The following is a 21834-nucleotide window of genomic DNA, read 5'->3' as shown; positions in this document are numbered from 1 at the left end:
TCACAACGTGCACTACCAGCGGCTGGTGCTCAGCCTGATCCCGCCCGGCTCGTCCCGCGCCGGCGCTACCTGATCGTCTGGGACGCGTCCCGTTAAGCCCGTGCCGCCCCGGGTAACCGGAGGAGGCATCACGTTTCCGGATGAGGCGGTTCCATGCTGGTCACAGAGCTGGTGCGCAGGGTCGGCGGGACCCTCGCGCAGTCTCAAGGACGCTTCCCCCTCTACGCCGACCCCGTGACGGGCGAATGGACCTGGTCCGAGGACGGAGACTGGTGCGGCGGCTTCTGGGGCGGTCTGCTGTCCCTGGCCGCGGTCGCCACCGGCGAGCCCCGCTACGCCCGCGCCGCCGGCCAGGTCGCCGAACGGCTGGCCGCCCGCACCGACGCCCCCACGCTGCTGCGCGGCATGTTGTTCTGGTACGGCGCCGCGCTCCCGGCCGTGCTCGCCGGCGACGAGGAGCCGGGCGCCACGACCGCCGTGGCCGCCGCCCGGTCGCTGAGCATCGGCTTCGACCCGCTGGCCGGCCTGCTGCCGCCCCAGGAGGAGGACGTCGTCAGGTACGGCTGGCCGCGCCCCGGCGCCTGCGTGGACGGCCTGCCCGGCACCGTCCCGCTGCTGGCCTTCGCCTGCGAACGCACCGGCGCCCGCGAGCTGCTGGTGATGGCCGAGTCTCACGCCCGCACCGGTTACGCCATGTGCGTACGGGAGGACGGCTCGGTCGCCCAGACCTCGGCCGGCGCCGTCAACGGCTCCTCACCCGGCAGCACCTGGGCCCGCGCGCAGGCGTGGGCCATGCTGGGCCTGGCCCAGGCCGCCCACCTGTCGGCCGAGTTCATCGGCCCGGCCACCGAGGTCGCCGACTGGTACCTGGCCCACGTCCCGTCCGACCTGGTCTGCTACTGGGACTTCGACGACCCCGGCATCCCCGCCGCGCCCCGCGACACCTCGGCCACCGCGATCGCCGCCGCCGCCCTGGCCAAGCTCGCGCCGCTGGCCAAGGACGGCTACCGCGAGCAGGCCGCCCGTACGCTGGACGCGCTGGCCCGCGACCACCTCAACGAGCACGGCGGCCTGGTGGACGGCTGCTACGACCGGCGCAAGGGCCTGGCCACCGCCCACGAGCTGGTCTGGGGCGACTACTTCCTGCTCGAAGCCGCCCTCACCCTCGACGGCACGATCGACCCCGGCCGCGTCTAGACCACCAGCTCGGCGTAGCGGGCCTGCATCGTGGCCAGCACCTCGTCCGGGTCGGCCGCCCAGACGTCGGCGTTGAAGATCTCGACCTCGATGTCGCCCGCGTACCCGGCGGCCAGCACGGCCCGGGTGATCGGCGCGAAGTCGATCACGCCGTCGCCCATCATGCCCCGCCCGAGCAGCACGTCGGCGGGCAGCGGGTGCAGGTAGTCGCACACCTGGTACGACGCGATGCGCCGCCCGGCCCGCGCGACGTCCTCGGCCAGCCTGGGGTCCCACCACACGTGGAAGGTGTCCACCACCACCCCGACCTGCTCCTCCGGGTAGGGCAGGCTGAGGTCGAGCGCCTGGCCCAGCGTGGACAGCACCGCCCGGTCGGGGCAGTAGATCGGATGCAGCGGCTCCAGCGCCAGCCTGACGCCGCGCTCGCCGGCGTAGGGCGCCAGCACCGACAGCGCCTCGGCGACCCGCTCCCGCGCACCGGCGACGTCCTTGGAGAAACCGGGCGGCAGCGGCTCGCCCGGCCGCACCCCCGGCAGCCCGCCGACCACCATCACCAGGCACGCGGCCGCCAGCTCGGCAGCCTCGTCCACGGCCCGCCGGTTGTCGTCGAGCGCCCGCTCGAACGCGCGCCGCCCCTCCTCGCCGGGCAGCCCGCCCGCCGTGAGGAAGCCGCCCCGGCACAGCGAGGACACCCGCAGCCCGGCCTCGCGCACCAGCTTGGCGCTGCGCGCGAGCCCCTCCTCGGCCACCTTCTCGCGCCACAGCCCGATCGCCTCCAGGCCGTGCCGCGCGCAGCCGTCCACGGCCTCGGCGACCGACCAGCGCCTGGTCGTCCACTGGTTCAGCGACAGGCTCACAGGCCGTTCACCGCCAGCAGCGCCGTCATCCTGCGCACGGCCAGCTCCTGGTCGGCCAGCAGCCCGGCCTGGTCGGCCAGCCGGAACACCTCCGCCAGGTGGCGCAACGAGCGCGCCGACTGGGCGCCGTTCACCATGGCGAACGCGTCCTGGTGGCCGTTGAGCCAGGCCAGGAAGACGATGCCGGTCTTGTAGTGGTACGTCGGCGCCTCGAAGATCTTCCGCGACAGGGCGACCGTGGGGGCCAGGATCTCGTCGTAACGGGCCAGGCGGCGGGCCGCCTCCTCGCCGCTGGCCGCCTCGGCGGCGTCCAGCTCGCGCAGGGCCGCTGCGGCGGCCGGGGCGATGGCGTCGAAGATGCCGAGCAGCGCGTGCGAGCCCGACCTGATGAGCGAGGGGTAGTTGAAGTCGTCGCCGGTGTAGAGCCGGACGCCCTCGGGGAGCGCGGCGCGCAGCCGCACCTCGTGCTCCTCGTCCAGCAGCGACACCTTGACGCCGTCCACCACGGCGGCGTGGGCGCGGACCAGCTCCAGGAACGACTCCGTCGCCGCGTCCACGTCCGGCGCGCCCCAGTAGCCGGCGAGCTGCGGGTCGAACATCTCGCCCAGCCAGTGCAGGATCACCGGGCGGTCGGCCAGGCCGAGGACCTTGCCGTACACCTGGTGGTAGTCGGCGGGCCCGGCCGCCACCCTGGCCAGCTGCCGGGAGGCCATGACGATCACGCCCGCCCCGGCCGCCTGGACGGCCTCCACCTGCTCGGCGTACGCGGCGATGATCGTGTGCAGGTCGGCGGCGCCGGGCGCGTGGTCGGTGCCCGCGCCGCAGGCCACCAGCGCCGCCGGGTCGCCGAAGGCGCGCGCCTCCTCGGCGCTGAGCCGGATCAGCTCCTTGGTCGCCGCCCAGTCCAGGCCCATGTTGCGCTGGGCGGTGTCCATGGCGTCGGCCACCCGCAGGCCGTGCGACCACAGGTGGCGGCGGAAGCGCAGCGTGGCCTCCCAGTCGACGGCGGCGGGGGAGCCCGGCGTGTTGTCGCCGAGCGGGTCGGCGACGACGTGCGCCGCCGCGTAGACCACCCGGCTCGCGGCCGGGGCGGCCGAGGCCGGCCAGCTCACCGGCTCGCGCAGCTCGTACGCGCCGCCCGGCAGGTCGATCCTCATAGCTGCGGCACCTCGATCCGGCGGCCCTCGGCGTTCGAGCGCAGGCCCAGCTCGGCGAGCTGCACGCCGCGCGCCCCCGAGGCGAAGTCGTTGGGGAACGGCGCGTCCTCCAGCACGTGCCGGACGAACGCCGCCCACTGGACCTTGAACCCGTTGTCGAACTCGGCGTTGTCCGGCACCTCCTGCCAGTCGTCGCGGAAGCGGGCCGTGGCGGGCAGGTCGGGGTTCCAGACCGGCTTGGGGGTGGCGGCACGGTGCTGGAAGCGGCAGTTGCGCAGGCCCGCGACGGCGCTGCCGTGCGTGCCGTCCACCTGGAACTCGACCAGCTCGTCGCGGTTCACGCGGACCGTCCAGGAGGAGTTGATCTGAGCGATCACGTCCCCTTCGAGCTCGAAGATCCCGTACGCGGCGTCGTCCGCGGTGGCCTCGTACGCGCGGCCCTGCTCGTCCACCCGGGACGGGACGTGCGTCACGGCCTTGGCGTAGACCGACCGGACCCGGCCGAACAGGTTCTCCAGCACGTAGTGCCAGTGCGGGAACATGTCGAGCACGATCCCGCCGCCGTCCTGCGCCCGGTAGTTCCAGGACGGGCGCTGCGCCTCCTGCCAGTCGCCCTCGAACACCCAGTAGCCGAACTCGCCGCGCACCGACAGGATCCGGCCGAAGAACCCGCCGTCGATCAGCCGCTTCAGCTTGAGCAGGCCCGGCAGGAACAGCTTGTCCTGCACGACGCCATTCTTCACGCCCCTGGCCGTGGCGGCCTCGGCCAGCGCGACGGCCTCCTGCACCGACTCGGCCGTGGGCTTCTCGGCGTAGACGTGCTTGCCCGCCTCGATGGCCTTGAGCACGGCCTTGACGCGGGCGCTGGTGACCTGGGCGTCGAAGTAGATCAGGTTGTCGTCGTCGGCGAGGGCGGCGTCGAGGTCGGTGGTGAAGTCGGGGATCCCGTGCCGGTCGGCGATGTCGGCGAGCTTGTCGGCGTTCCGGCCGACCAGGACCGGGCGCAGCCTGACCCGGTCGCCGTCCGAGAGCGTGACGCCGCCCTGCTCGTTGATGGCCAGGACGGAACGGACGAGGTGCTGGCGATAGCCCATTCGTCCGGTGACGCCGTTCATCACGACGCCGATGGTGCGCACGCTCATGGGGATCCCTTCAGGCAACGGATGGGGAAAGCGCTTTCCCGAAACGTACGGCCGTCCCCCTCCGAGCGTCAAGTGGGACGGTGACGCCGGCGGGCGGAGGCGGGCCCTCCGCCCGTACGCCGGCGGGGGAAGCTAGCCGTCGAGCCGGGCCAGCGCCTTGGCGATGGGATGGGCCGTGAGCGAGAGCTGCCACTCACGCGCCCCGAGCGCGCGCAGCCGCGCGGTCACGCTCTCGTCGGTGATCTCCGCGGGGGGTTCCCAGGTGAGCCTGCGCACCGCGTCGGGCTGGAGCAGGTTCTCCGTGGGCATGCGGTGCTCCTCGGCCAGCGCGGCCACCACGGCCCGCGCCGCCGCCAGACGCTTGGCCGCCGCCGGGTCGCGGTCGGCCCAGCGGTTGGGCGGGGGCGGCCCGTCGCCGGGCGTGCTCGGCTGGGGCAGCTCGCCGTCGGGCAACGTCCGCGCCCGGTTGACGGCCGCCAGCCAGTCGTTCATGTACCGGCGGGCGCTGCGGCCGGTGAAGGCCGAGATCTCGGTCAGGGCCTTCTTCGTGCGGGGCCCCTCAAGGGCGGCGGTGACGATCGCGGCGTCGGGCAGCACCCGGCCGGGGGCCAGGTCGTTCTCCCTGGCGATCGTGTCGCGCATGGTCCACAGCTCGCGCACGATGGCCAGCGCGCGCACGTTGCGCACCTTGTGGATGCCCGACGTGCGCCGCCACGGGTCGGAGCGCGGCGTCGGCGGCGGGGTGTTGAGCACGGCCGCGAACTCCTCGCGCGCCCACTCCAGCTTCCCCGACCCGGCCAGCTCCTGGTGGAGCATGTCGCGCAGCTCGACCAGCACCTCGACGTCGAGGGCGGCGTAGCGCAGCCAGTCCTCCGGCAGCGGCCTGGTGGACCAGTCGGCGGCCGAGTGGCCCTTCTCCAGCCGCAGCCCGAGCACGGTCTCGACCATCGTGCCGAGCCCGACGCGTTCGTAACCGAGCAGCCGGCCGGCCAGCTCGGTGTCGAAGATCTCGCGCGGCTTGAAGCCGACCTCCATCAGGCACGGCAGGTCCTGGGACGCGGCGTGCAGCACGACCTCGGTGCCGGTGAGCGCGGCGTCGAGCGCCGACAGGTCGGGGCAGCCGACCGGGTCGATCAACGCGGTGCCGGCGCCGGCCCGGCGGAGCTGGACCAGGTAGGCCCGGTTGCCGTAGCGGTAGCCGGAGGCGCGCTCGGCGTCGACCGCCACGGGGCCGGTGCCCGCGCCGAAGGCGTCGACGACCCGCGCCAGCCCGTGCGCGTCGGCGATCACCGGGGGGATGCCCTCGCGGGGTTCGAGCAGGGGCTCGACGATGCGTTCTTCTGTCATGAGCTCACCGACCTCATGACGCTGGTGCTGTCTTGACTGGTGCCCTCACTTCGTACGGTCACTCTCCGGATCATCACGTCGGCGTGGCAGCGCGGCCACGTCGGGCGGGAGCGGCGGGATTCCCGCCGCCAGGCACATGAGGTCGCACCAGGCGGCGACGTGGCCGGACAGATCCTCCTCGGCGGGCGACCAGGACGCACGCAGCTCGAGCTCGGTCGTGACCGGGTCTTCCGCCTTGTTGCCGAAGCCCTCGGACACGGCTCTAGTCACGGTACCGCCCGCGGCGGAGTAGTCGGCTTCGTGCGCCTCCAGGGCCTCGGTCAGCCAGCTCCACACGACCGGGCCGAGCAGCGGGTCGGAGGTGATCTCCGGCTCCATGTCGGCCCGGACGTAGGCCACCAGCCGGAACGGGCCCTCCCAGCCGCGCTGGCCGTCGGGGTCGTAGAGCAGGATCAGCCGGCCGACCGCGAGCTCGTCGTCGTCGCGGTAGACCGAGGCGCCGATGGCGGCCGAGTAGGGGGCCAGCCGCTGCGGCGCGGGGAGGTCCTCCAGCTCGATCTCCGGCCTGACCTCGGACAGCCGCAGGCTCTGCGCCGCGCGGGTGAACGCGGCGGGCGGCGGTGGCTGGTCACCGAGGGTCATAGCCGAAGCGTAGGTCGAGGACGGACGGAAGGGGACCACGGGGGTGCTCATCCTTGGTGATCAAGCCGCTGCCGTAACCAGCTGGCGAACCGGTCGGGTGGTCTCGGCCGAGCCGAGCAGGATCGCGTGGCCGCATTCGGCGCAGGCCCATTCCGGGCACTCGCCGGGACCGTGCCCGTCGAAGCAGGGTGGCTGCTCGAACAGCCGCTCGCCGGCGCAGGCAGCACAGCGCTCGCTGCGAACCTCCGGGGAACTCCACAACGCGGTCATCGCACCAGTCATCGAACCGGGGCCTTTCTTCGGGTCGTGGCTCCGACGTTGGCACGAGCCGCTGACAATTCCCCGCAACGCGCTCGGCGTGTCCCGAAAGTGGTCGCTGAATCGGTGCCGCGCGGTGGGTTGGTGAACATTTGATCCAGTCGAGACCGGCTCTCTGGGCGGGCATGGGGTGTGTTCGACCCGTGTGCGACGCCGCTGCCGGGCAGACCGGTAAACCTTCATCTGGCTATCTGATCATGATTTTGGGTATCCAATGCATGTTTTTCCGACACCCCGCGCCGATGTCCCGGCCGATCGGGTGCCATGGCACCCTTGGAGGGTGAATCTCGCCGACTCAGCCTTCCTGCGCGCCTGCCGCAGGCAGCCCGTCCCGCACACCCCGGTCTGGTACATGAGGCAGGCCGGGCGATCGCTGCCCGAATACCTGAAGGTCCGCGAGGGTGTGCCGATGCTCACCGCCTGCGCGACGCCCGACCTGATCGTCGAGATCACCATGCAGCCCGTGCGCCGCTACGGCGTCGACGCGGCCATCTTCTTCAGCGACATCGTCGTCCCGCTCAAGGCCATCGGCGTCGACCTCGACATCAAGCCGGGCGTCGGCCCGGTCGTGGCCGACCCGATCCGCGACGCGCGGGCCGTGGAGGCGCTGCGCCCGCTGGAGCCGGGCGACGTGCCGTACGTGACGGAGGCGATCTCGGCCCTGGTCGGCGAGCTGGGCGGCACCCCGCTGATCGGCTTCGCCGGCGCGCCCTTCACGCTCGGGTCCTACCTCATCGAGGGCGGCCCGTCGAAGAACCACGACCGCACCAAGGCCATGATGTACGGCGAGCCCGCCCTGTGGCACTCCCTCATGGAACGCCTGTCCGACATCGTCCTGGAGCACCTGCGCATCCAGATCGCGGCCGGCGCCTCGGCGATCCAGCTGTTCGACTCGTGGGTGGGCGCGGTGGCCCCGGAGGACTACCGGGAGTTCGTCCTGCCCCACACCCGGCGCATCTTCGAGGGCGTCGCGGGCGTGCCCCGCATCCACTTCGGCGTGGGCACCGGCGAGCTGCTCGGCGTGCTCGGCGAGGCCGGGGCCGACGTCGTGGGCGTCGACTGGCGGGTGCCGCTCGACGAGGCGGCCCGGCGCGTCGGGCCCGGCAAGGCGCTGCAGGGCAACCTCGACCCGGCGATCCTGCTCGCGCCGTGGGAGGTCGTGGAGCGCAGGGCCCGCGAGGTGCTGCGGCGCGGCGCGGCGGCCGAGGGGCACGTGTTCAACCTCGGCCACGGCGTGCTCCCCTCGACCGACCCCGACCAGCTCAAGCGCCTGACCGACCTGGTGCACGAAGCGGGCGCCTGACCCTCACGCCGCCGACGGCCCGGGCTCGGCGGGCTCGGGCTCGGGCTCGGGCGCGGCAGGCGGCGCGGGGCGGCGCGCGCGGTTGCGCCGCACCAGGAACACCGCCACGGCCACCAGCGGCGCCAGGACGAGCAGCCACGGCAGCAGCGCGCCGACCACGGTCAGCGCCGTCTTGGTGAACGACACCAGCGCCTCCCACCCGGTCTTCAGCCCGCCGAGGAAGCCCGCCGGCTCCTCGGCCGGGTCCTCGACCACGGTCACCGGCCCGACCAGCCGGAGCGTCAGCGTGGCCATCGCGACCTGGGTGGCCAGCTCCTTCTGCTGGGCCTGCAACGCCTCCAGGTCCGCCTCGCGGGAGTTGATCTCCCGCTCCACCTCCAGCACCTGCCCGATGGTCCCGGCCTTCTTCAGCAGCGTGCGCAGCGACTCCAGCGACTTCTGCGCCGACTTCAGCCGGCTCTCGACGTCGGCGACCTGGAGGGTGACGTCCTGGGTGCCCTGGGTCATCGACAGCTGCTTGCCCAGCTCCTTGCCCAGCCTGGCGGTCACGTCGGCGTACCGGGTGGGCGGGATCTTGAACTCCAGCAGGGCCGAGTCCTCGGTGTCGCCGGCCGACTCGGCCTCCTCCTTCGACAGGTAGCCGCCCGCCGCCGTGACGAGCTGCTTGGCCTGCTGCGCGGCCGAGGTGACCTGCTTGGCGCGTACGGTCATGCTGCCGGTGTAGATCACCTGCCGGTCCAGCTGCCGCTGGGCCAGTTTGACGCCGGAGACCGCGCTGTCGCCGTCCTGCGGCGCGGCCTGCTTCTTCGGCGCGGCCAGGTCCCGTGCCTCGGGGGCGGCCATGCCCTGCGAGGCCAGCGCGGGCGAGCCGCCCGACGTCATCTCGACACTGCCGCCGCCGCAGCCCGCGAGCAGCAGAGTGGCGCAGGCCGAGAGCGCGATGCCTAACCGGATTCTCCTCATGCCCTTATGACGGAAACTGGATCACCCCGGTTTGGCGACATACATCACGGTAGGGTCACGTGCCCCGATCAGCTGGGCGGTCTGCCGAGGCGGTAGCGTCAGGAGACGTGGAAGGGAAACGGGCGCACGTCGTCGTCATCGGCGGTGGGATCTCCGGCCTGGCGGCCGCGTGGTTCCTCCGTCAGGGTACGAGCGAGCAGGTCAAGGTGACCGTGTTGGAGGGCAGCCCCCGCCTCGGCGGCAAGCTGCACGCCTCCGAGGTCGCGGGGGTGAGCCTCGACGCCGGGGCCGAGGCCATGCTGGCCCGCCGGCCGGAGGGCGTCGAGCTGGCCAAGGCCGTCGGGCTGGAGGACGAGCTGGTCCTCCCCGGCACCGTGCGGTCGGCCGTCTACTCCAGGGGCGCGCTGCGGCAGATGCCGAAGGGGCACGTCATGGGCGTGCCGGCCGACCTGGCGGAGCTGGCCAGGTCCGGCATCGTCTCGCCCGGCGGCCTGCTTCGGGTGCCGCTCGACCAGGTCCTGCCGCCCACGCTGGTGCGCACCGACGTGTCCGTGGCCTCCTACATCCGGGCCAGGATGGGCGGTGAGATCGTCGAGCGCCTGGTCGAGCCGCTGCTCGGCGGGGTCTACGCCGGCCGTTCCGACATGCTGTCGCTGGAGGCGACGATGCCGCAGGTCGCGGCCGTCGCCAGGGCCGAGCGCTCGTTGCTGAGCGCCGCCCGGCACATCGTCGAGGAGGCGCCCAAGAACGGCGGGCCGGTCTTCACGACGCTGCGCCAGGGCCTGGGCGGCCTGCCCGAGGCGGTGGCCAAGGCGTCCGGGGCCGACGTCCGGACCGGCGTGACCGTGCGCGAGCTCCACCGCACCGAGCACGGCTGGCGGCTGGTCGCCGGGCCGGTGCCGCGGCCCGAGGTGATCGAGGCCGACGCGGTCATCCTGGCCACGCCCGCGCCCGCCGCCGCCCGCCTGCTCAAGGCCGAGGTGCCCAAGGCCGCCGCCGAGCTGGCCAGGATCGAGTACGCCAGCATGGCCGTCGTCACGCTCGCCTACCCGATCGACGCGCTCCCGCAGCCGCCGACCGGCAGCGGCTACCTGGTGCCGCCGGTGGAGGGCCGTCCGGTCAAGGCGGTGACGTTCAGCTCGGTCAAGTGGCCCCACCTGGCCCAGGACCTGCTGCTCGTACGCTGCTCGGTCGGCAGGATCGGCGAGGAGCACCTGCTCCAGCGCGACGACGCCGAGCTGGTGTCGCTGGCCACGGCCGAGCTGGCCGATGTGATCGGCGTGCGCGGCCTGCCGGTCGACAGCCGGGTCACCCGCTGGGGCGGCGGGCTGCCGCAGTACAACGTGGGCCACCTCGACCGGGTGGCCAGGGTGCGCGCCGCGGTCTCGGGCGCCGCCGGGCTCGCCGTGTGCGGCGCGGCCTACGACGGCATCGGCGTCCCCGCCTGCATCGCGACCGCCCGCACGGCCGCGGCCCGGATTCTGGACCACCTGTCGCGAGAAGGAGAATGAAGGACATGACAGAGGGCGCGCCGCGGCCGAAGGCCCGCGATCTCAACCAGGTGATCCGTTACACCATGTGGTCGGTCTTCCAGGTGACCGAGCAGGTCCCGGGCAACCGGGAGAACATGGCCGACGAGGTCGAGGAGCTGCTCGCGCAGGCGGCCGGCAAGGACGTCGTGACCAGGGGGGTCTACGACGTCGCCGGCTTCCGTGCCGACGCCGACTACATGTTCTGGTGGCACGCTCCCACGCCCGAGGACCTCCAGGACGTCTACTCCCGGTTCCGCCGCACCGGCCTCGGCCGGCACAGCAGGCCGGTCTGGTCGGCCATGGCGCTCCACCGGCCGGCCGAGTTCAACAAGTCCCACATCCCGGCCTTCCTGGCCGAGGAGGAGCCGCGGGCGTACGTCAGCGTCTACCCGTTCGTGCGCTCCTACGAGTGGTACCTGCTGGAGGACTCCGAGCGGCGGGCGATGCTGGCCGAGCACGGCCGGATGGCCCGCGACTACCCCGACGTGCGGGCCAACACCGTGGCCTGCTTCTCGCTCAACGACTACGAGTGGATGCTGGCGTTCGAGGCCGACGAGCTCCACCGCATCGTCGACCTGATGCGCACGCTGCGCGGGGCGCAGGCCCGTCGCCACACCCGCGTGGAGATCCCGTTCTACACGGGCGCCCGCAAGCCGGTGCAGGAGCTCGTCGCGGCCCTGCCCTAGCGGTCGTGGCGGCCCGGGGCGGCCCGGGGCGGCGAGGAACGTCGAGGCCAACTTGACGATCTCCCTGAAGTGATCTATCCCCTTTGTCACAATCGAGGGTGAATTCCCTTTCGGTGGCGTGACGTCGGTGGCACGGTCCACGCAGGGGCTAGGAGGGCCGGGTGGAACAGTCCGCGGAAGGTCAGGGCCCCGGGCGCCGGCGCGCGCCAGGCCGTCATGCGGCGTTACGGGACACGGCACCGGCCGCCCAGCAGCCCGGCGACCGGGCGGAACCCCGCACCGGCGGCCCGGCGGAGGTGCGTGCGGGACGCGGGCGGCGTGGGCGGCGGCGGCGCGGGCGTGCGGGAACACGGGGCCTGGCCGCGGGCGCGGTGGCGCTGGCCGGGGGAGTGGCGCTGCTGCTCGGCCTGAACGGCGCGTTCGGCGGGACGGTCGCCGCCTCCGGAGCCCCGGCCGGCGCGGACGGCGCCACGGCCCGGCAGGACCCGGCGGCCGAGGGCGGCGTCCCGGCGAACCCGGGACGGGCGCCGGCCAGCGGCAAGGGCGCCGCGGAGGCGCGCGAGCTGCCGAAGGGCCAGGCCCGGCCGAGCACGCCGGCCGCCGCCGACCCCGCCGGCTCAGGGACGCCCGCCCGGACCGGCACCGCCGACCCCGCCGCGAAGCAGGACGCCGTCCAGGGCGAGCCGGACACCGTCACGGGGAAGACCGAGACCGGCGACGCCCAGGTCAGCCTGCCCGAGGCCGACGACCCGGGCGAGGCCAAGGGCGGCGACTCGGCCGGTTACAAGGCCGACGGGCCGTCGCGGCACACCGACCGGGAGGCCGCCGAGTACTTCCGCGCCCGTTGGGGGCGCGGCGACAAGGCGATGAAACACCTCAAGGACATCCGCACGGTAGGCGGATACCTGCGCATTTACACGAACTTACCGGACAGCGCCGACAACTCCGCGGCGGCCATCACGCTGTGCAAACGCGGCCTGGCGTACCTCAGGGCGAACGGCGTGAAGCGTCCGATCGTGTTCGTGCAGGCGGAGTTCGGCGAGAACGGGAACCCCGTCCTCGCCAACATCCTGGGCCCGTCCGATCACAGCTGCCGTGTCACGTACCCCCGGCCGAACTGACGCGCCGCGGGGAACCACGAGAGCCCCCGAGGCGGGCTAGCGCACCCGGACCCTCGTCTTCGAGCACACCTCACACCGCTGAGTCACGACACGCCCGATCGTCTCAATCGTCACCCAGCGGTGGCGAAGATGGACACGGCCCACAAGCAGGCCCCTACCCCTTGTGGACGATCGGTACGCTCTGTCGCTGATCGATCACCCCTTGGGTTCGAGCCTCAGCGAGACCGAGTTGATGCAGTAACGGTCGTCGGTCGGCGTCGGATAACCCTCGCCGTGGAAGACGTGACCGAGGTGGGAGTCGCAGCGGGCGCAGCGCACCTCCGTGCGCGCCATGCCGTGACTGTTGTCCTCGATCAGCCTCACCGCCTCCGACCCCGACGGCTCGAAGAAGCTCGGCCATCCGCAGTGCGACTCGAACTTCGTGTCGGACCGGAACAGCTCGGCGCCGCAGGCGCGGCACGAGTACACGCCCTCGGTCTTGGTGTCGACGTACTCCCCCGTGAACGGGCGCTCGGTCCCGGCCTCCCTGAGCACGTGGAACTCCTCAGGAGAGAGCCTGGCCCGCCATTCGGCCTCGCTCTTGACCACCTTGTCCATGCGTCCAGACTACGAGATCCGGCAAAAAGAGATCTCCGCAGGGTGAAGCATCCTTTCTCGGCCGAATTCGCGTCTTTGTCGGTAAGGGGGTGTCATCGCCTCCTGCCAAGGGGTGAGATCGTCCGCGGCTCGCCGTAGCGGCACAGCCCACGCCCGTGCTGGCGCCGCTGGCGACCCGAGATGGCCGGCCGGGTGGCGCGCCAGCGCCCGGAACGGCGATGGATGATCTTAGGTCCGTCCCGTCGAGCCCCGGTCCCGCCACCGACGCGGCTCCGGGACGGGCCCACCTCTCATGTCGGCCCCGTTGTCGGCCGTGTTGTCGGCTCTGGCGTCGGCTGTTCTGTCGGCGCGGGGGAGTAGGTTCGGTGGCATGGCATCGCCGTTCATAGAGCTCAAGGTGGGGGAGCGGACCGTCAAGGTCACCAATCCCGACAAGGTCTACTTCCCGGAGATCGGGGCGACAAAGCGGGAGCTGGTCGAGTACTACGTGAGCGTCGGCGAAGGGGCCCTGCGCGCGCTCAGAGACCGGCCGACCAACATCAAGCGCCATCCCGACGGCGTCCAGACCGAGGCCATCTACCAGAAGCGCATGCCGCCCAGGCATCCCGAGTGGCTGCAGTCGGTCACGGTCACCTTCCCCAGCGGCCGCACCGCCGACTCCCTCCGGGTGACCGAGGTCGCCGCGATCGCCTACTGCGCCAACCTGGGCACCATCGACTTCCACCCCTGGCAGGTGCGGGCCGCCGACGTCGAGCACCCCGACGAGCTGCGCATCGACCTCGACCCGCAGCCCGGCCTGGAGTTCGACGCCGCGCGCCGGGCCGCCGAGCGCACCCGCGAGGTGCTCGACGAGCTGGGCATGGCGGGGTTCGTCAAGACCTCGGGCAACCGCGGGGTGCACATCGCGGTGCGCATCGAGCCCCGCTGGGACTTCGTCCAGGTGCGTCACGCCGGCATCGCGCTGGCCAGGGCGGTCGAGGCCCGCGACCCCGACCTGGTGACCACCGCGTGGTGGAAGGAGGAGCGCGGCGACCGCGTCTTCATCGACTTCAACCAGAACGCCAGAGACCGCACCGTCGCCAGCGCCTACTCCGTCCGGGCCCAGCCGCACGCCCCCGTCTCGACCCCGCTGACCTGGGACGAGCTGGCCGACGCCGACCCGCGCGACTTCGACATCCGCACCGTCCCGGCCCGCTTCGCCAAGCTGGGCGACGTGCACGCGGCCATCGACGACCGGGCGTACTCGATCGAGCCCCTGCTGGAGATGTACGCCGCCGACGACCGCGGCGACCTGCCCTACCCGCCCAACTACCCGAAGATGCCGGGCGAGCCCAAGCGCGTCCAGCCCAGCAAGGCCAGGAACGCGCCGGAGGAGAAGTGATCACTCACTTGCCGGGCGCGGCGGGGGTCTCGCTCACCGACGGCTGACCCCCGGTGACGGCAACCCGAAAGGCCGACCCCCGTCGTGGGGCCGGCCTTTTCGCGGGAGCCGGTCAGCAGGTGTCGGCTCCGTCGAAGGTGCGCACGCCGCGCGGCACGCGCGAGTAGATGGTCTCGCCGGGGTCCACGGTCTGGCAGGCGCCGTCCGTCCCGCGCGCCCAGATGATCTTCAGTCGGAGCCGGTAGCCGCAGTCGTTGCGGGCGTAGCCGGTCTTGGTGATGGTCCCGGTGTTCTGCCAGACGGTCACGCACGACGGCGCGTTCCCGGCCGGCGCCGCCCAGGCCGGCAGCGAGCTGAAGGTGCAGCACGCGACGGCGAGGGTGGTGAGGGCTGCTCGGGTGGCTGGGCGCATGTGAGGTGTCCTTCCGTTCCGGCCTCGGCCAGGCGGCTGCCTGGGCAGGGGGCGAGGTGGAGACATAAGCGAACATCTCAGATCGATAACGGCGGTGGCGATCGTGAGCTGGTACAGGATGCGAGCCGCAGGTCTGGGCGTGTCGCGCGTAACGCTGGGACGACGCTTCCGAAAATGTGGTCGAGTCCCCACAAAGCCCTGCGCCCCTTCCGTCTGACGAAACGCTCGGATGGCATGACGGGCGACTCCCTCCGGACGGCATGACGCCGGAAGTCACGCGGTTCAGGTCGAACTTGTCAGGCGTTTCCCGCATCGAAACGGTCATGAACTCAAGCGCCACGCACAAGAGCAGCCCGATGGCCCGCCGACTCCGCGTCTGGGCGTCGACCGTCGCCCTGTCGACCTCACTGGCGCCGATCCTCGCCACGGGTGCCGCCTTCGCCGCGACCGGCCCGGCGGCGAAGGACCCGTTCCAGGGCATCGACTGGGCGCCCGTCGTGGAGCGGGCGCTGCACTGCCCCAAGCCGGGGCCGAAGGACAAGTGGTACGTCGTCCGCGCCCGCGTCGCAGCCGTCGGCGACCTCACGCGGGACGGGCGTCCCGACACCGTCGTCACCTCGTCCTGCCCGAGCCCCACGGCGGGCAACCCGGTGCTGGCCTTCGTCTACGACGGCGCTTCCCGGCGTTCGGCCCCGCGGCTGATCGGCACGCTCGGCAAGAACCGGTACTTCAAGACCCAGACCGTCGCCGTCCAGAACGGCGAGGTGCGCCTGAGCGGCAAGGTGGTCAGCGACAAGGCTCCCCGGTGCTGCCCCGACCTGCTCGTGCGCCAGACCTACAAGTGGACCGGCAAGGCGTTCGAGCGGACGTCGGAGAAGCTGGCCAAGCTCTCCTGAGCAGGGCGGCGGCTGTGGGCCGCACGGCCGGACCCGGTGCCTGGGACGGGACCCGACGGCCCGGCCGTGCGGCGGCACAGGAGGTGCGGCCGAGATCGAAGGTAACTCCCGTACCTCCCGCCGAGGGAGAAATCGGATATGTAAACTTCCGCCCCCGGTAGGAGATTCCTCATCCGAGTAGAAGAAACCTCATCCCCGGCGAAACGCCGAAGCACCCGTCCCCAAACGGCCTGGGACGGGTGCGCGCCTCGGACGGGTGCGGGCCTCGGGCGGGTGCCCGTCCGGGCGGGTGTGGGGCCCGGACGGGTGCGGAGCCAGCGGTCAGCGGCGCACGAGGTGGTGCGGCGCCAGTTCGCGGGTCTCGCCGCGTTCCAGGTAGACCACCCGGTCGGCCAGCCCCACCTGCTCGATGTGGTGCCGGAAGTCGTCCAGCGGTGAGCTGAAGACGCCGTAGTCGTCGTAGTGCACCGGCACCACGGTGTGCGGGTTGATCAGGTCGACCCAGGTCGCGCCCTGCTCGCCGTCCATGGTGACCAGCAGGGTGCCGAGCAGACGGGTGCCGCCCAGGTGCACGAGCGCGAGGTCGACCTCCGGGAAGCGACGCGGGATCGCCTCCAGCCGGCGGTCGAGCAGGGTGTCGCCGCTGATGTGCAGGCGCAGTTCCACCAGGCCCTCGGGGCCGCGGAACTCCAGCATCGTCCCGATCACCGGCGGCAGCAGCGTCTCGGCGGGGCCGGGCGCGTGCCTGGCGGGCAGGGCGGTGACGGTCACGCTGCCCTGCGGGCCGCTCAGCTCGTGCTGCTCCCACACCTCCAGGCCCGTGCTGCGGCCGAAGCCGCGGCGGCGCAGCGTGCGCGCCGCCTGCCGGGTGGTGATGATCTGGGTGCCCTTGTCCAGGCCCTTCTCCGTCACCCGGTCCCAGTGGTCCCCGTGCAGGTGCGACAGCACCACCGCGTCGATGGGCGGCAGGTCCGACACGTCGATGGCCGGGTCCTTCAGCCGGCGCGAGCTCAGGCCGTAGCCCAGGTACGCCCGCTGGCCGCGGTGCAGGAAGTTGGGATCCGTCAGCAGCGTGAAGCCGTTGTAGCGGATCAGCGTGGTCGCGTTGCCGATGAACTGCAGGCTGCCCTTCATCTCGCTCACCCCGGATACGGCGGGTGCTGGCCCGGAGGCACGCCGCCGCCCTTGCCGCCGCCCTTGTGCCCCTTGTCGCTGCCGTGCGGGCGGCCGGCCCGCTTGCCGCCGCTCTTGGACTCCGGCACGGCGTCGGTGGATTTCGAGTTCGCGCCGGACTTACCCGACCGGCGAAGTTCGGGCTGTTGCGGATTGCTCATGGCTTTTGTCCCCCTTTGCGGCTTATCACCTACCTCGCTGCTCCGCCGCCAAACCCGCCGCCAAACCCGCCGCCCGTGGCGCCTACCGGGTCAGGCCCGCGTCGTGGGCGATGAGGCCCGCCTGGGTGCGGTTGTGGCAGCCCAGCTTGTCCAGCAGGCGCGACACGTACCCCTTGACGGTGGGTTCGGCCAGGTGGAGGCGGGCGGCGATCTGCGCGTTCGACAGCCCCTCGCCGAGGCAGGCCAGCACCTCGCGCTCGCGTCCGGTCAGTGACTCCAGCAGCTCGCGGGCGCGGGCGCGGGCCGGGTCCGCGGCGGCCGAGGCCGCCACCAGCCTGCGGGCGGCGATGGGCGACAGCACGGTGTGCCCCTCGGCGGCCACCCGGACGAGCCCGATCAGGTCCTCCGGCGGCGTGGACTTGACCAGGAAGCCGGCGGCCCCCGCGCGCAGGGCGCGCAGCACGTACTCGTCGGCGTCGAACGTCGTCAGCACCACGACGACCGGCGGCCGGGGCAGCTCGGCCAGGCGTTCGATCGCGGTGAGCCCGTCCACGCGGGGCATGCGCAGGTCCATCAGCACGACGTCCGGACGGCTGCGCACGACCGCCTCGACGCCGGCGGCGCCGTCGTGGGCCTCGTCCACGACCTCGATGTCGGGCGCCGAGCCGAGGATGGTGCGCAGGAAACGGCAGACCATCGGCTCGTCGTCCACGACCACGACCCTGATCATGTCGCCACGTACGCCGGGAGAACGGCCTCGACGGTGAACCCGCCGTCGGGGGCCGGGCCGGCGCGCAGCGTGCCGTGCACGACCTCGACCCGCCGCCGCAGGTCGGCGATGCCGAGGCCGGAGCCGGTGCCGGCCAGGGGGCCGCCGGGCAGGCCGGTCGGCGGCGTGTTGCGCACCGTGAGCCGTACCCGCGCCTGGCCGTACTCGATCCGCACCTCCACCCGTGCGCCCGGCGCGTGCTTGCGCACGTTGGTCAGCGCCTCGCGCACGATCCGGTACGCCGTGCGCCCCACCACCGGCGAGGCCAGCGCCCGGTCGCCCTCCTCGACCAGCTCGGCCGGGGTGCCCACGGAGGCGGACTCGGCGACCAGCGCGGCGAAGTCGGCCGCCGACGGCGGCACGTCCGGCTCCGGCGCGGTGCGCAGGACGCCGATCAGGTCCCGCAGCTCGTCGAGCACCTGGCAGCCCGCGGCCCGCAGCTCCTCGGCGGTCTGCCGGGTGTGCTCGTCGGCCGCGGTGACCCGCAGCGCGCCGGCCTGCAGCACCATGAGGCTCACCCGGTGGGTGACGACGTCGTGCATCTCGCCGGCCAGCCGGGCGCGCTCCTCGGCGCGGGCCTGCTCGGCCAGCAGGTGCCGCTCGCGTTCGGCCCGTTCGGCGCGTTCGACCAGCATCCTGAGCACCCGCCGCCGTCCGTCGAGGTAGAGCGCGAGCAGCGGGCCGACGGCCGTGCGCAGCACCCCGTCGATGAGCACGCCGGCCGACGGGTCCCACACCCGCGCGATCACCATCGTGTACGCGGCCAGCGCGGCGACGGCGATCCGCCGGTCCCTGCGGTCGTAGAGCGGTCCGTACGCCGCCGCGATCGTCGCGAACGGCGCCCACACGTTCCCCTGCCCGGCCGGGACCAGCACCCCGCCCGGCGAGATCAGCAACGTCACCACGAGCGTGTACGTCCCCAGCACGCCCAGGACCGTCAGCGGCGCCCGGCGGCGCGCCACCAGCGACAGGCAGGCGGCCGCCTGGACCGCCAGCAGCGCCCAGGCGAGCGGACCTGGACGCTCGGGCCACCACGACAGGCCGAGCAGCGTCGAGCCGGTGTCCAGCAGCGCGAATCCGCCCGCGATGACCACGTCCAGTACGCGGGAACGGCGACACGCCCCTGCACCCATGCCGCAAACGCTACGACATCCCCGCATGCCGTAAATATCGGGTAAGCGGGAAACCATACGAAAGTCGCATGCGCTCCCGCCGATCGTCGCCCCAGAAGCCGACGGCCCGCCCTGCCGCACGGCCACCCCGCCGCCGTGCAATGGACCCATGACGAACCTTCCTCCGCTGGGCCGCTACGAGATCGACACCGAGAACTCCGCGATCCACTTCACCACCCGGCACCTGTACGGCCTCGCCCGCGCCCGCGGCACCTTCGACGTCAGGGGCGGCACCGTGGACGTCGCCGAACCGCTCGCCGACTCCCGCGTGCGCGTGGAGATCGACGCCGCCGGCTTCCACACCGGCAACCACCGGCGCGACGAGACCGTGCGCTCGTCCCGCTTCCTCGACGCCGCCCGCCACCCCGTGATCACCTTCACCGGCGGCCCCACCGGCGACGGGACGCTGACCGGCACGCTCACCGTCACCGGCGTCGAGCGCCCGCTCACCCTCACCGTCGAGCGCTGCGACGTGACCGCGAACGGCTTCACCGTCGTGGTCGCCGCCCGAGTGGACCGGACCGCCTTCGGGGTGACCGCCATGCCCGGGCTCGCCGCCCGTCACCTGTCGATGTCGGCCGAGGTCAGGTGCGTGCGGGCGGGCGTCACGGATCGCGGGGAAGGCCCAGCGCGCGCTCGGCGATGATGTTGAGCTGCACCTCCGTGGTGCCGCCGCCGATGGTGAAGGCCCGGGTGGTCAGGATCATGCGGTTCCAGTGGCGGTCGGACGGCGCCAGCGACCAGCAGAACTCCGAGACCGCCTGCGCGTGCCGCATGCCGAGCAGCTTGCGCACGCTGGAGGCGGGCCCCGGGTCGGCCCCGGCCAGCCTGGACAGCGTCACGCGCAGCCCGAGCGCCGAGATCGCCTGGCCCTCGGCCCACAGGCGGCCGGCCTGCTCGCGTTGCGACTGCCGCAGCGGCGGCAGGGCGCCGACCAGCCGGATCATGTCGGTGTGCCGGGAGCCCGGCCCCCAGGAGTCGCCGAGCGCGACCCGCTCGTGGGAGAGCGTGTCGCGGGCCACCCGCCAGCCGCCGTCCACCTCGCCCACCACCAGGTCGTCCGGGACGAAGACGTCGTCGAGGAAGACCTCGTTGAAGATCTCGTCCCCGTTGATCTCCTTGAGCGGCCTGACCGTGACGCCGGGGGCGGACATGTCCACCAGGAAGTACGTGATCCCCTCGTGCTTGGGTCTGCCGGGGGAGGTGCGGGCCAGGCAGATGCCCCAGTGGGCGTACTGGGCGAGGGACGTCCAGATCTTCTGGCCGGTCAGCGACCAGCCGCCCGCCACGCGGACGGCCCTGGTGGACAGACCGGCCAGGTCGGACCCGGCGCCCGGCTCGCTGAACAGCTGGCACCACACGAGCTCGCCGGTGAACGTCCTGGGCAGGAAACGGTCCTGCTGCTCGGGGGTGCCGTACGTGACGATGGACGGGACCGCCCAGGCGGCGATCCCCAGGTTGGGACGCTTGAGGTCGCGGAACTCCTGGTGAATGATCACCTGTTCCAGCGGCGTGGCCGCGCGGCCCCACGGCCTGGGCAGGTAGGGCATGATCCAGCCCTCCCGCGCGAACCGGCCCAGCCGGGCGAGCGGCTCCTCGCGCCGCAACGACTCGGCCTCCCCCCTGATCGCCTCCCTGAGCGGGACGGACTCCTCGGGCAGGTCGGGCTCCATCGCGCGGCGGGCGCCCGCCAAGGCCAGCTCGGCGACCTGCTCGGCCCACGGCCCCGGGTCGCCGGCGAGCATGCGGCCGGACAGGGCGCGGCGGTAGTGGCGGTGGGCGTCGTGCTCGAAGGTGTAACCGATGCCGCCGAGCACCTGGATGGCGTCGGCCGCGCAACGCACCGCCGCGTCCGGCCCCAGCACCCCCGCCACCCCGACGGCCAGCCGCACGCCGTCACCGAGCCCGCCGGGGTGACCGAGCCCGCCGGGTTCGCCGGGCCCGCGAGAGGCGCCGGTCGCGCCGGACGCGCCGGAGGCGCCGGGCAGGCCGGCGGCGGCCGGCCCGTTCGTGCGCGGAGTGTCCAAGGCGCGGGCGGCGTCCCAGACGGCGGCGCGGGCCTGCTCCAAGGCCACCAGGGCGGCCGCCACCCGGTGCTTGACGCCCTGGAACTGGCCGATCGGGCGGCCGAACTGCTCGCGTACCTTGGCGTGGGCTGCGGCCGTGCCGACCGCCCAGGCGGCGGTGCCGCACGCGTCGGCGCCCAGCAGCACCGCGGCCAGCTCCCGCACCGGCACCGGCCCCAGCAGGCGCTCCGGCGGGACGTCGCGGCCCGCGACGGCCGTGACCGTGCACAGGTCCCGGTCCAGGTCGACGCACTCGGCGGGCTCGGCGCGCACGCCGGCACGGTCGAGCAGCGCCCACCCGTCACCGTGCGGCACGAGGAACAGGTCGGCCCCGGCCGCCCCGAGGGCGAGCGGCCCGAGCCCGACGGCGGCCCCGAGGGCGAGTGGCCCGAGCGCGACGGCCGCCGTCAGCGACCCGTCGGCCAGCCCGCGCAGCAGGCCGGGCGCGGGCGGCCTCGCGGACCGGGCGAGCGCCGCCGAGGCCAGCACACCCGGCAGGTACGGCCCCGTCACCCGCAGCTCGCCCAGCACCTCCAGCGCCACGCAGAGCTCGACCAGCCCGTACCCCTGCCCTCCGTGCTCCTCCGGCAGATGCAGCCCCAGCAGCCCCTGCCCGGCCAGCGCCCGGTGCTCGACGGTACGCCCCGCCAGCCCCCGCACGGAGTCCGCCAGCGCACGGTGTTCCTCGGTCAGCCCGATCCCCATGGACGAACACTAGAACGATATTCGGTCGATCTCCAGGGCCCGGGAAAACCGTTGGCGCGCGACCGGAGGGGGTGGTTACCCTGGCAACCGTCCTGTTCGGTGCGACTTCTGGAGGTGGGTTGATGACCGGCACGGCGCCCAGCGCGCCTCTCTCGTGTCACGGATGTGCTCGCCTCCCTGTGTTCCAGAGCCTGAGGACGAGCATCTGAAGTCCTGGCCTCAGTGGGCCGGACCGCC

The 21834-nt window shown here is 73.1% G+C and carries 21 protein-coding genes; 8 read left to right on the top strand and 13 right to left on the bottom strand.

Annotated features, from left to right (window positions below; genetic code table 11):
* Positions 1-153: 153 nt before the first annotated feature.
* The gene (locus AB0J46_RS09100) at positions 154-1197 is read left to right on the top strand and encodes a glycoside hydrolase family 88 protein (protein WP_364328501.1); all 1044 of its coding nucleotides are present in this window, start codon (positions 154-156) and stop codon (positions 1195-1197) included.
* Here the strand turns inward: AB0J46_RS09100 and AB0J46_RS09095 are convergent.
* The 5 genes from AB0J46_RS09095 to AB0J46_RS09075 all read right to left on the bottom strand — a co-directional run bounded on the left by AB0J46_RS09095 (position 1194) and on the right by AB0J46_RS09075 (position 6342).
* On the bottom strand, positions 1194-2054 hold the full coding sequence (locus AB0J46_RS09095) for a sugar phosphate isomerase/epimerase (RefSeq protein ID WP_364328498.1): 861 nt from the start codon (positions 2052-2054) through the stop codon (positions 1194-1196). The two genes, AB0J46_RS09100 and AB0J46_RS09095, sit on opposite strands and share 4 nt — an antisense overlap.
* Positions 2051-3211, bottom strand: coding sequence for a DUF993 family protein (locus AB0J46_RS09090; protein WP_364328495.1), 1161 nt, complete (start codon positions 3209-3211; stop codon positions 2051-2053). The genes AB0J46_RS09095 and AB0J46_RS09090 overlap by 4 nt, the downstream gene beginning before the upstream one ends.
* On the bottom strand, positions 3208-4353 hold the full coding sequence (locus tag AB0J46_RS09085) for a Gfo/Idh/MocA family oxidoreductase (RefSeq protein ID WP_358284758.1): 1146 nt from the start codon (positions 4351-4353) through the stop codon (positions 3208-3210). The genes AB0J46_RS09090 and AB0J46_RS09085 overlap by 4 nt, the downstream gene beginning before the upstream one ends.
* A gap of 132 nt (positions 4354-4485) precedes the next feature.
* Entirely contained in the window at positions 4486-5700 is a 1215-nt protein-coding gene (locus tag AB0J46_RS09080; protein WP_364328492.1) for a ribonuclease D, read from the bottom strand.
* A 45-nt stretch (positions 5701-5745) separates the two neighbouring features.
* Entirely contained in the window at positions 5746-6342 is a 597-nt protein-coding gene (locus AB0J46_RS09075; protein ID WP_352365603.1) for a DUF3000 domain-containing protein, read from the bottom strand.
* A gap of 670 nt (positions 6343-7012) precedes the next feature.
* On the opposite strand from AB0J46_RS09075, the gene hemE reads away from it, so the two are divergent.
* A complete protein-coding gene (hemE, locus tag AB0J46_RS09070; RefSeq protein WP_364329600.1) occupies positions 7013-7963 on the top strand; it encodes a uroporphyrinogen decarboxylase in 951 nt (316 codons plus the stop codon).
* A gap of 3 nt (positions 7964-7966) precedes the next feature.
* Here the strand turns inward: hemE and AB0J46_RS09065 are convergent, their stop codons facing one another.
* The gene (locus tag AB0J46_RS09065; protein ID WP_364328489.1) at positions 7967-8926 is read right to left on the bottom strand and encodes a DUF4349 domain-containing protein; all 960 of its coding nucleotides are present in this window, start codon (positions 8924-8926) and stop codon (positions 7967-7969) included.
* A gap of 107 nt (positions 8927-9033) precedes the next feature.
* Between AB0J46_RS09065 and hemG the strand changes: the two genes are divergently transcribed.
* The 3 genes from hemG (at position 9034) to AB0J46_RS09050 (ending at position 12265) form a co-directional block, all read left to right on the top strand.
* Positions 9034-10437 carry a protoporphyrinogen oxidase gene (hemG, locus tag AB0J46_RS09060; RefSeq protein ID WP_358284764.1) on the top strand — a complete coding sequence of 468 codons (1404 nt, stop codon included), beginning with the start codon at positions 9034-9036 and terminating at the stop codon, positions 10435-10437.
* Between the two features lie 5 nt (positions 10438-10442).
* Positions 10443-11144: a hydrogen peroxide-dependent heme synthase gene (gene hemQ / locus AB0J46_RS09055; RefSeq protein ID WP_352365611.1), complete on the top strand. Its 702-nt coding sequence runs from the start codon at positions 10443-10445 to the stop codon at positions 11142-11144.
* A 296-nt stretch (positions 11145-11440) separates the two neighbouring features.
* The gene (locus AB0J46_RS09050) at positions 11441-12265 is read left to right on the top strand and encodes a hypothetical protein (protein WP_364328485.1); all 825 of its coding nucleotides are present in this window, start codon (positions 11441-11443) and stop codon (positions 12263-12265) included.
* 195 nt (positions 12266-12460) lie between these two features.
* Here the strand turns inward: AB0J46_RS09050 and msrB are convergent, their stop codons facing one another.
* Positions 12461-12862 (bottom strand): peptide-methionine (R)-S-oxide reductase MsrB, encoded by a 402-nt coding sequence (gene msrB / locus AB0J46_RS09045; protein WP_364328482.1) that lies wholly within the window; start codon positions 12860-12862, stop codon positions 12461-12463.
* Between the two features lie 370 nt (positions 12863-13232).
* Here msrB and ligD point away from each other — a divergent pair, with 370 nt between their 5' ends.
* A complete protein-coding gene (gene ligD / locus AB0J46_RS09040) occupies positions 13233-14243 on the top strand; it encodes a non-homologous end-joining DNA ligase (RefSeq protein ID WP_364328479.1) in 1011 nt (336 codons plus the stop codon).
* A 112-nt stretch (positions 14244-14355) separates the two neighbouring features.
* Here the strand turns inward: ligD and AB0J46_RS09035 are convergent, their stop codons facing one another.
* Positions 14356-14655 carry a hypothetical protein gene (locus AB0J46_RS09035; protein ID WP_358284770.1) on the bottom strand — a complete coding sequence of 100 codons (300 nt, stop codon included), beginning with the start codon at positions 14653-14655 and terminating at the stop codon, positions 14356-14358.
* Between the two features lie 323 nt (positions 14656-14978).
* Between AB0J46_RS09035 and AB0J46_RS09030 the strand changes: the two genes are divergently transcribed.
* On the top strand, positions 14979-15551 hold the full coding sequence (locus AB0J46_RS09030; RefSeq protein ID WP_364328476.1) for a hypothetical protein: 573 nt from the start codon (positions 14979-14981) through the stop codon (positions 15549-15551).
* 321 nt (positions 15552-15872) lie between these two features.
* Here AB0J46_RS09030 and AB0J46_RS09025 read toward each other — a convergent pair whose 3' ends face one another.
* The 4 genes from AB0J46_RS09025 to AB0J46_RS09010 all read right to left on the bottom strand — a co-directional run bounded on the left by AB0J46_RS09025 (position 15873) and on the right by AB0J46_RS09010 (position 18787).
* Positions 15873-16685: an MBL fold metallo-hydrolase gene (locus AB0J46_RS09025; protein ID WP_358284774.1), complete on the bottom strand. Its 813-nt coding sequence runs from the start codon at positions 16683-16685 to the stop codon at positions 15873-15875.
* Between the two features lie 5 nt (positions 16686-16690).
* Complete coding sequence (locus AB0J46_RS09020; protein ID WP_352325673.1) at positions 16691-16885, bottom strand: hypothetical protein; 195 nt, start codon at positions 16883-16885, stop codon at positions 16691-16693.
* Positions 16886-16967: 82 nt separating this feature from the next.
* The gene (locus AB0J46_RS09015) at positions 16968-17615 is read right to left on the bottom strand and encodes a response regulator transcription factor (protein WP_358284778.1); all 648 of its coding nucleotides are present in this window, start codon (positions 17613-17615) and stop codon (positions 16968-16970) included.
* Positions 17612-18787, bottom strand: a complete 1176-nt coding sequence (locus tag AB0J46_RS09010) for a histidine kinase (RefSeq protein WP_364328473.1) — start codon at positions 18785-18787, stop codon at positions 17612-17614. Before AB0J46_RS09010 ends, AB0J46_RS09015 begins: the two co-directional genes overlap by 4 nt.
* A 148-nt stretch (positions 18788-18935) precedes the next feature.
* Between AB0J46_RS09010 and AB0J46_RS09005 the strand changes: the two genes are divergently transcribed.
* On the top strand, positions 18936-19472 hold the full coding sequence (locus AB0J46_RS09005) for a YceI family protein (protein WP_364328470.1): 537 nt from the start codon (positions 18936-18938) through the stop codon (positions 19470-19472).
* Here AB0J46_RS09005 and AB0J46_RS09000 read toward each other — a convergent pair.
* Positions 19432-21597: an acyl-CoA dehydrogenase gene (locus AB0J46_RS09000; RefSeq protein ID WP_364328467.1), complete on the bottom strand. Its 2166-nt coding sequence runs from the start codon at positions 21595-21597 to the stop codon at positions 19432-19434. The two genes, AB0J46_RS09005 and AB0J46_RS09000, sit on opposite strands and share 41 nt — an antisense overlap.
* Between the last annotated feature and the right edge of the window lie 237 nt (positions 21598-21834).

Origin of the sequence: Nonomuraea sp. NPDC049758, assembly GCF_040674635.1 — a bacterium.
Taxonomy (GTDB): domain Bacteria; phylum Actinomycetota; class Actinomycetes; order Streptosporangiales; family Streptosporangiaceae; genus Nonomuraea.
The sequence above is the reverse complement of the archived record's forward strand: the minus strand, read 5'-3'. Positions and strand labels throughout refer to the sequence as shown.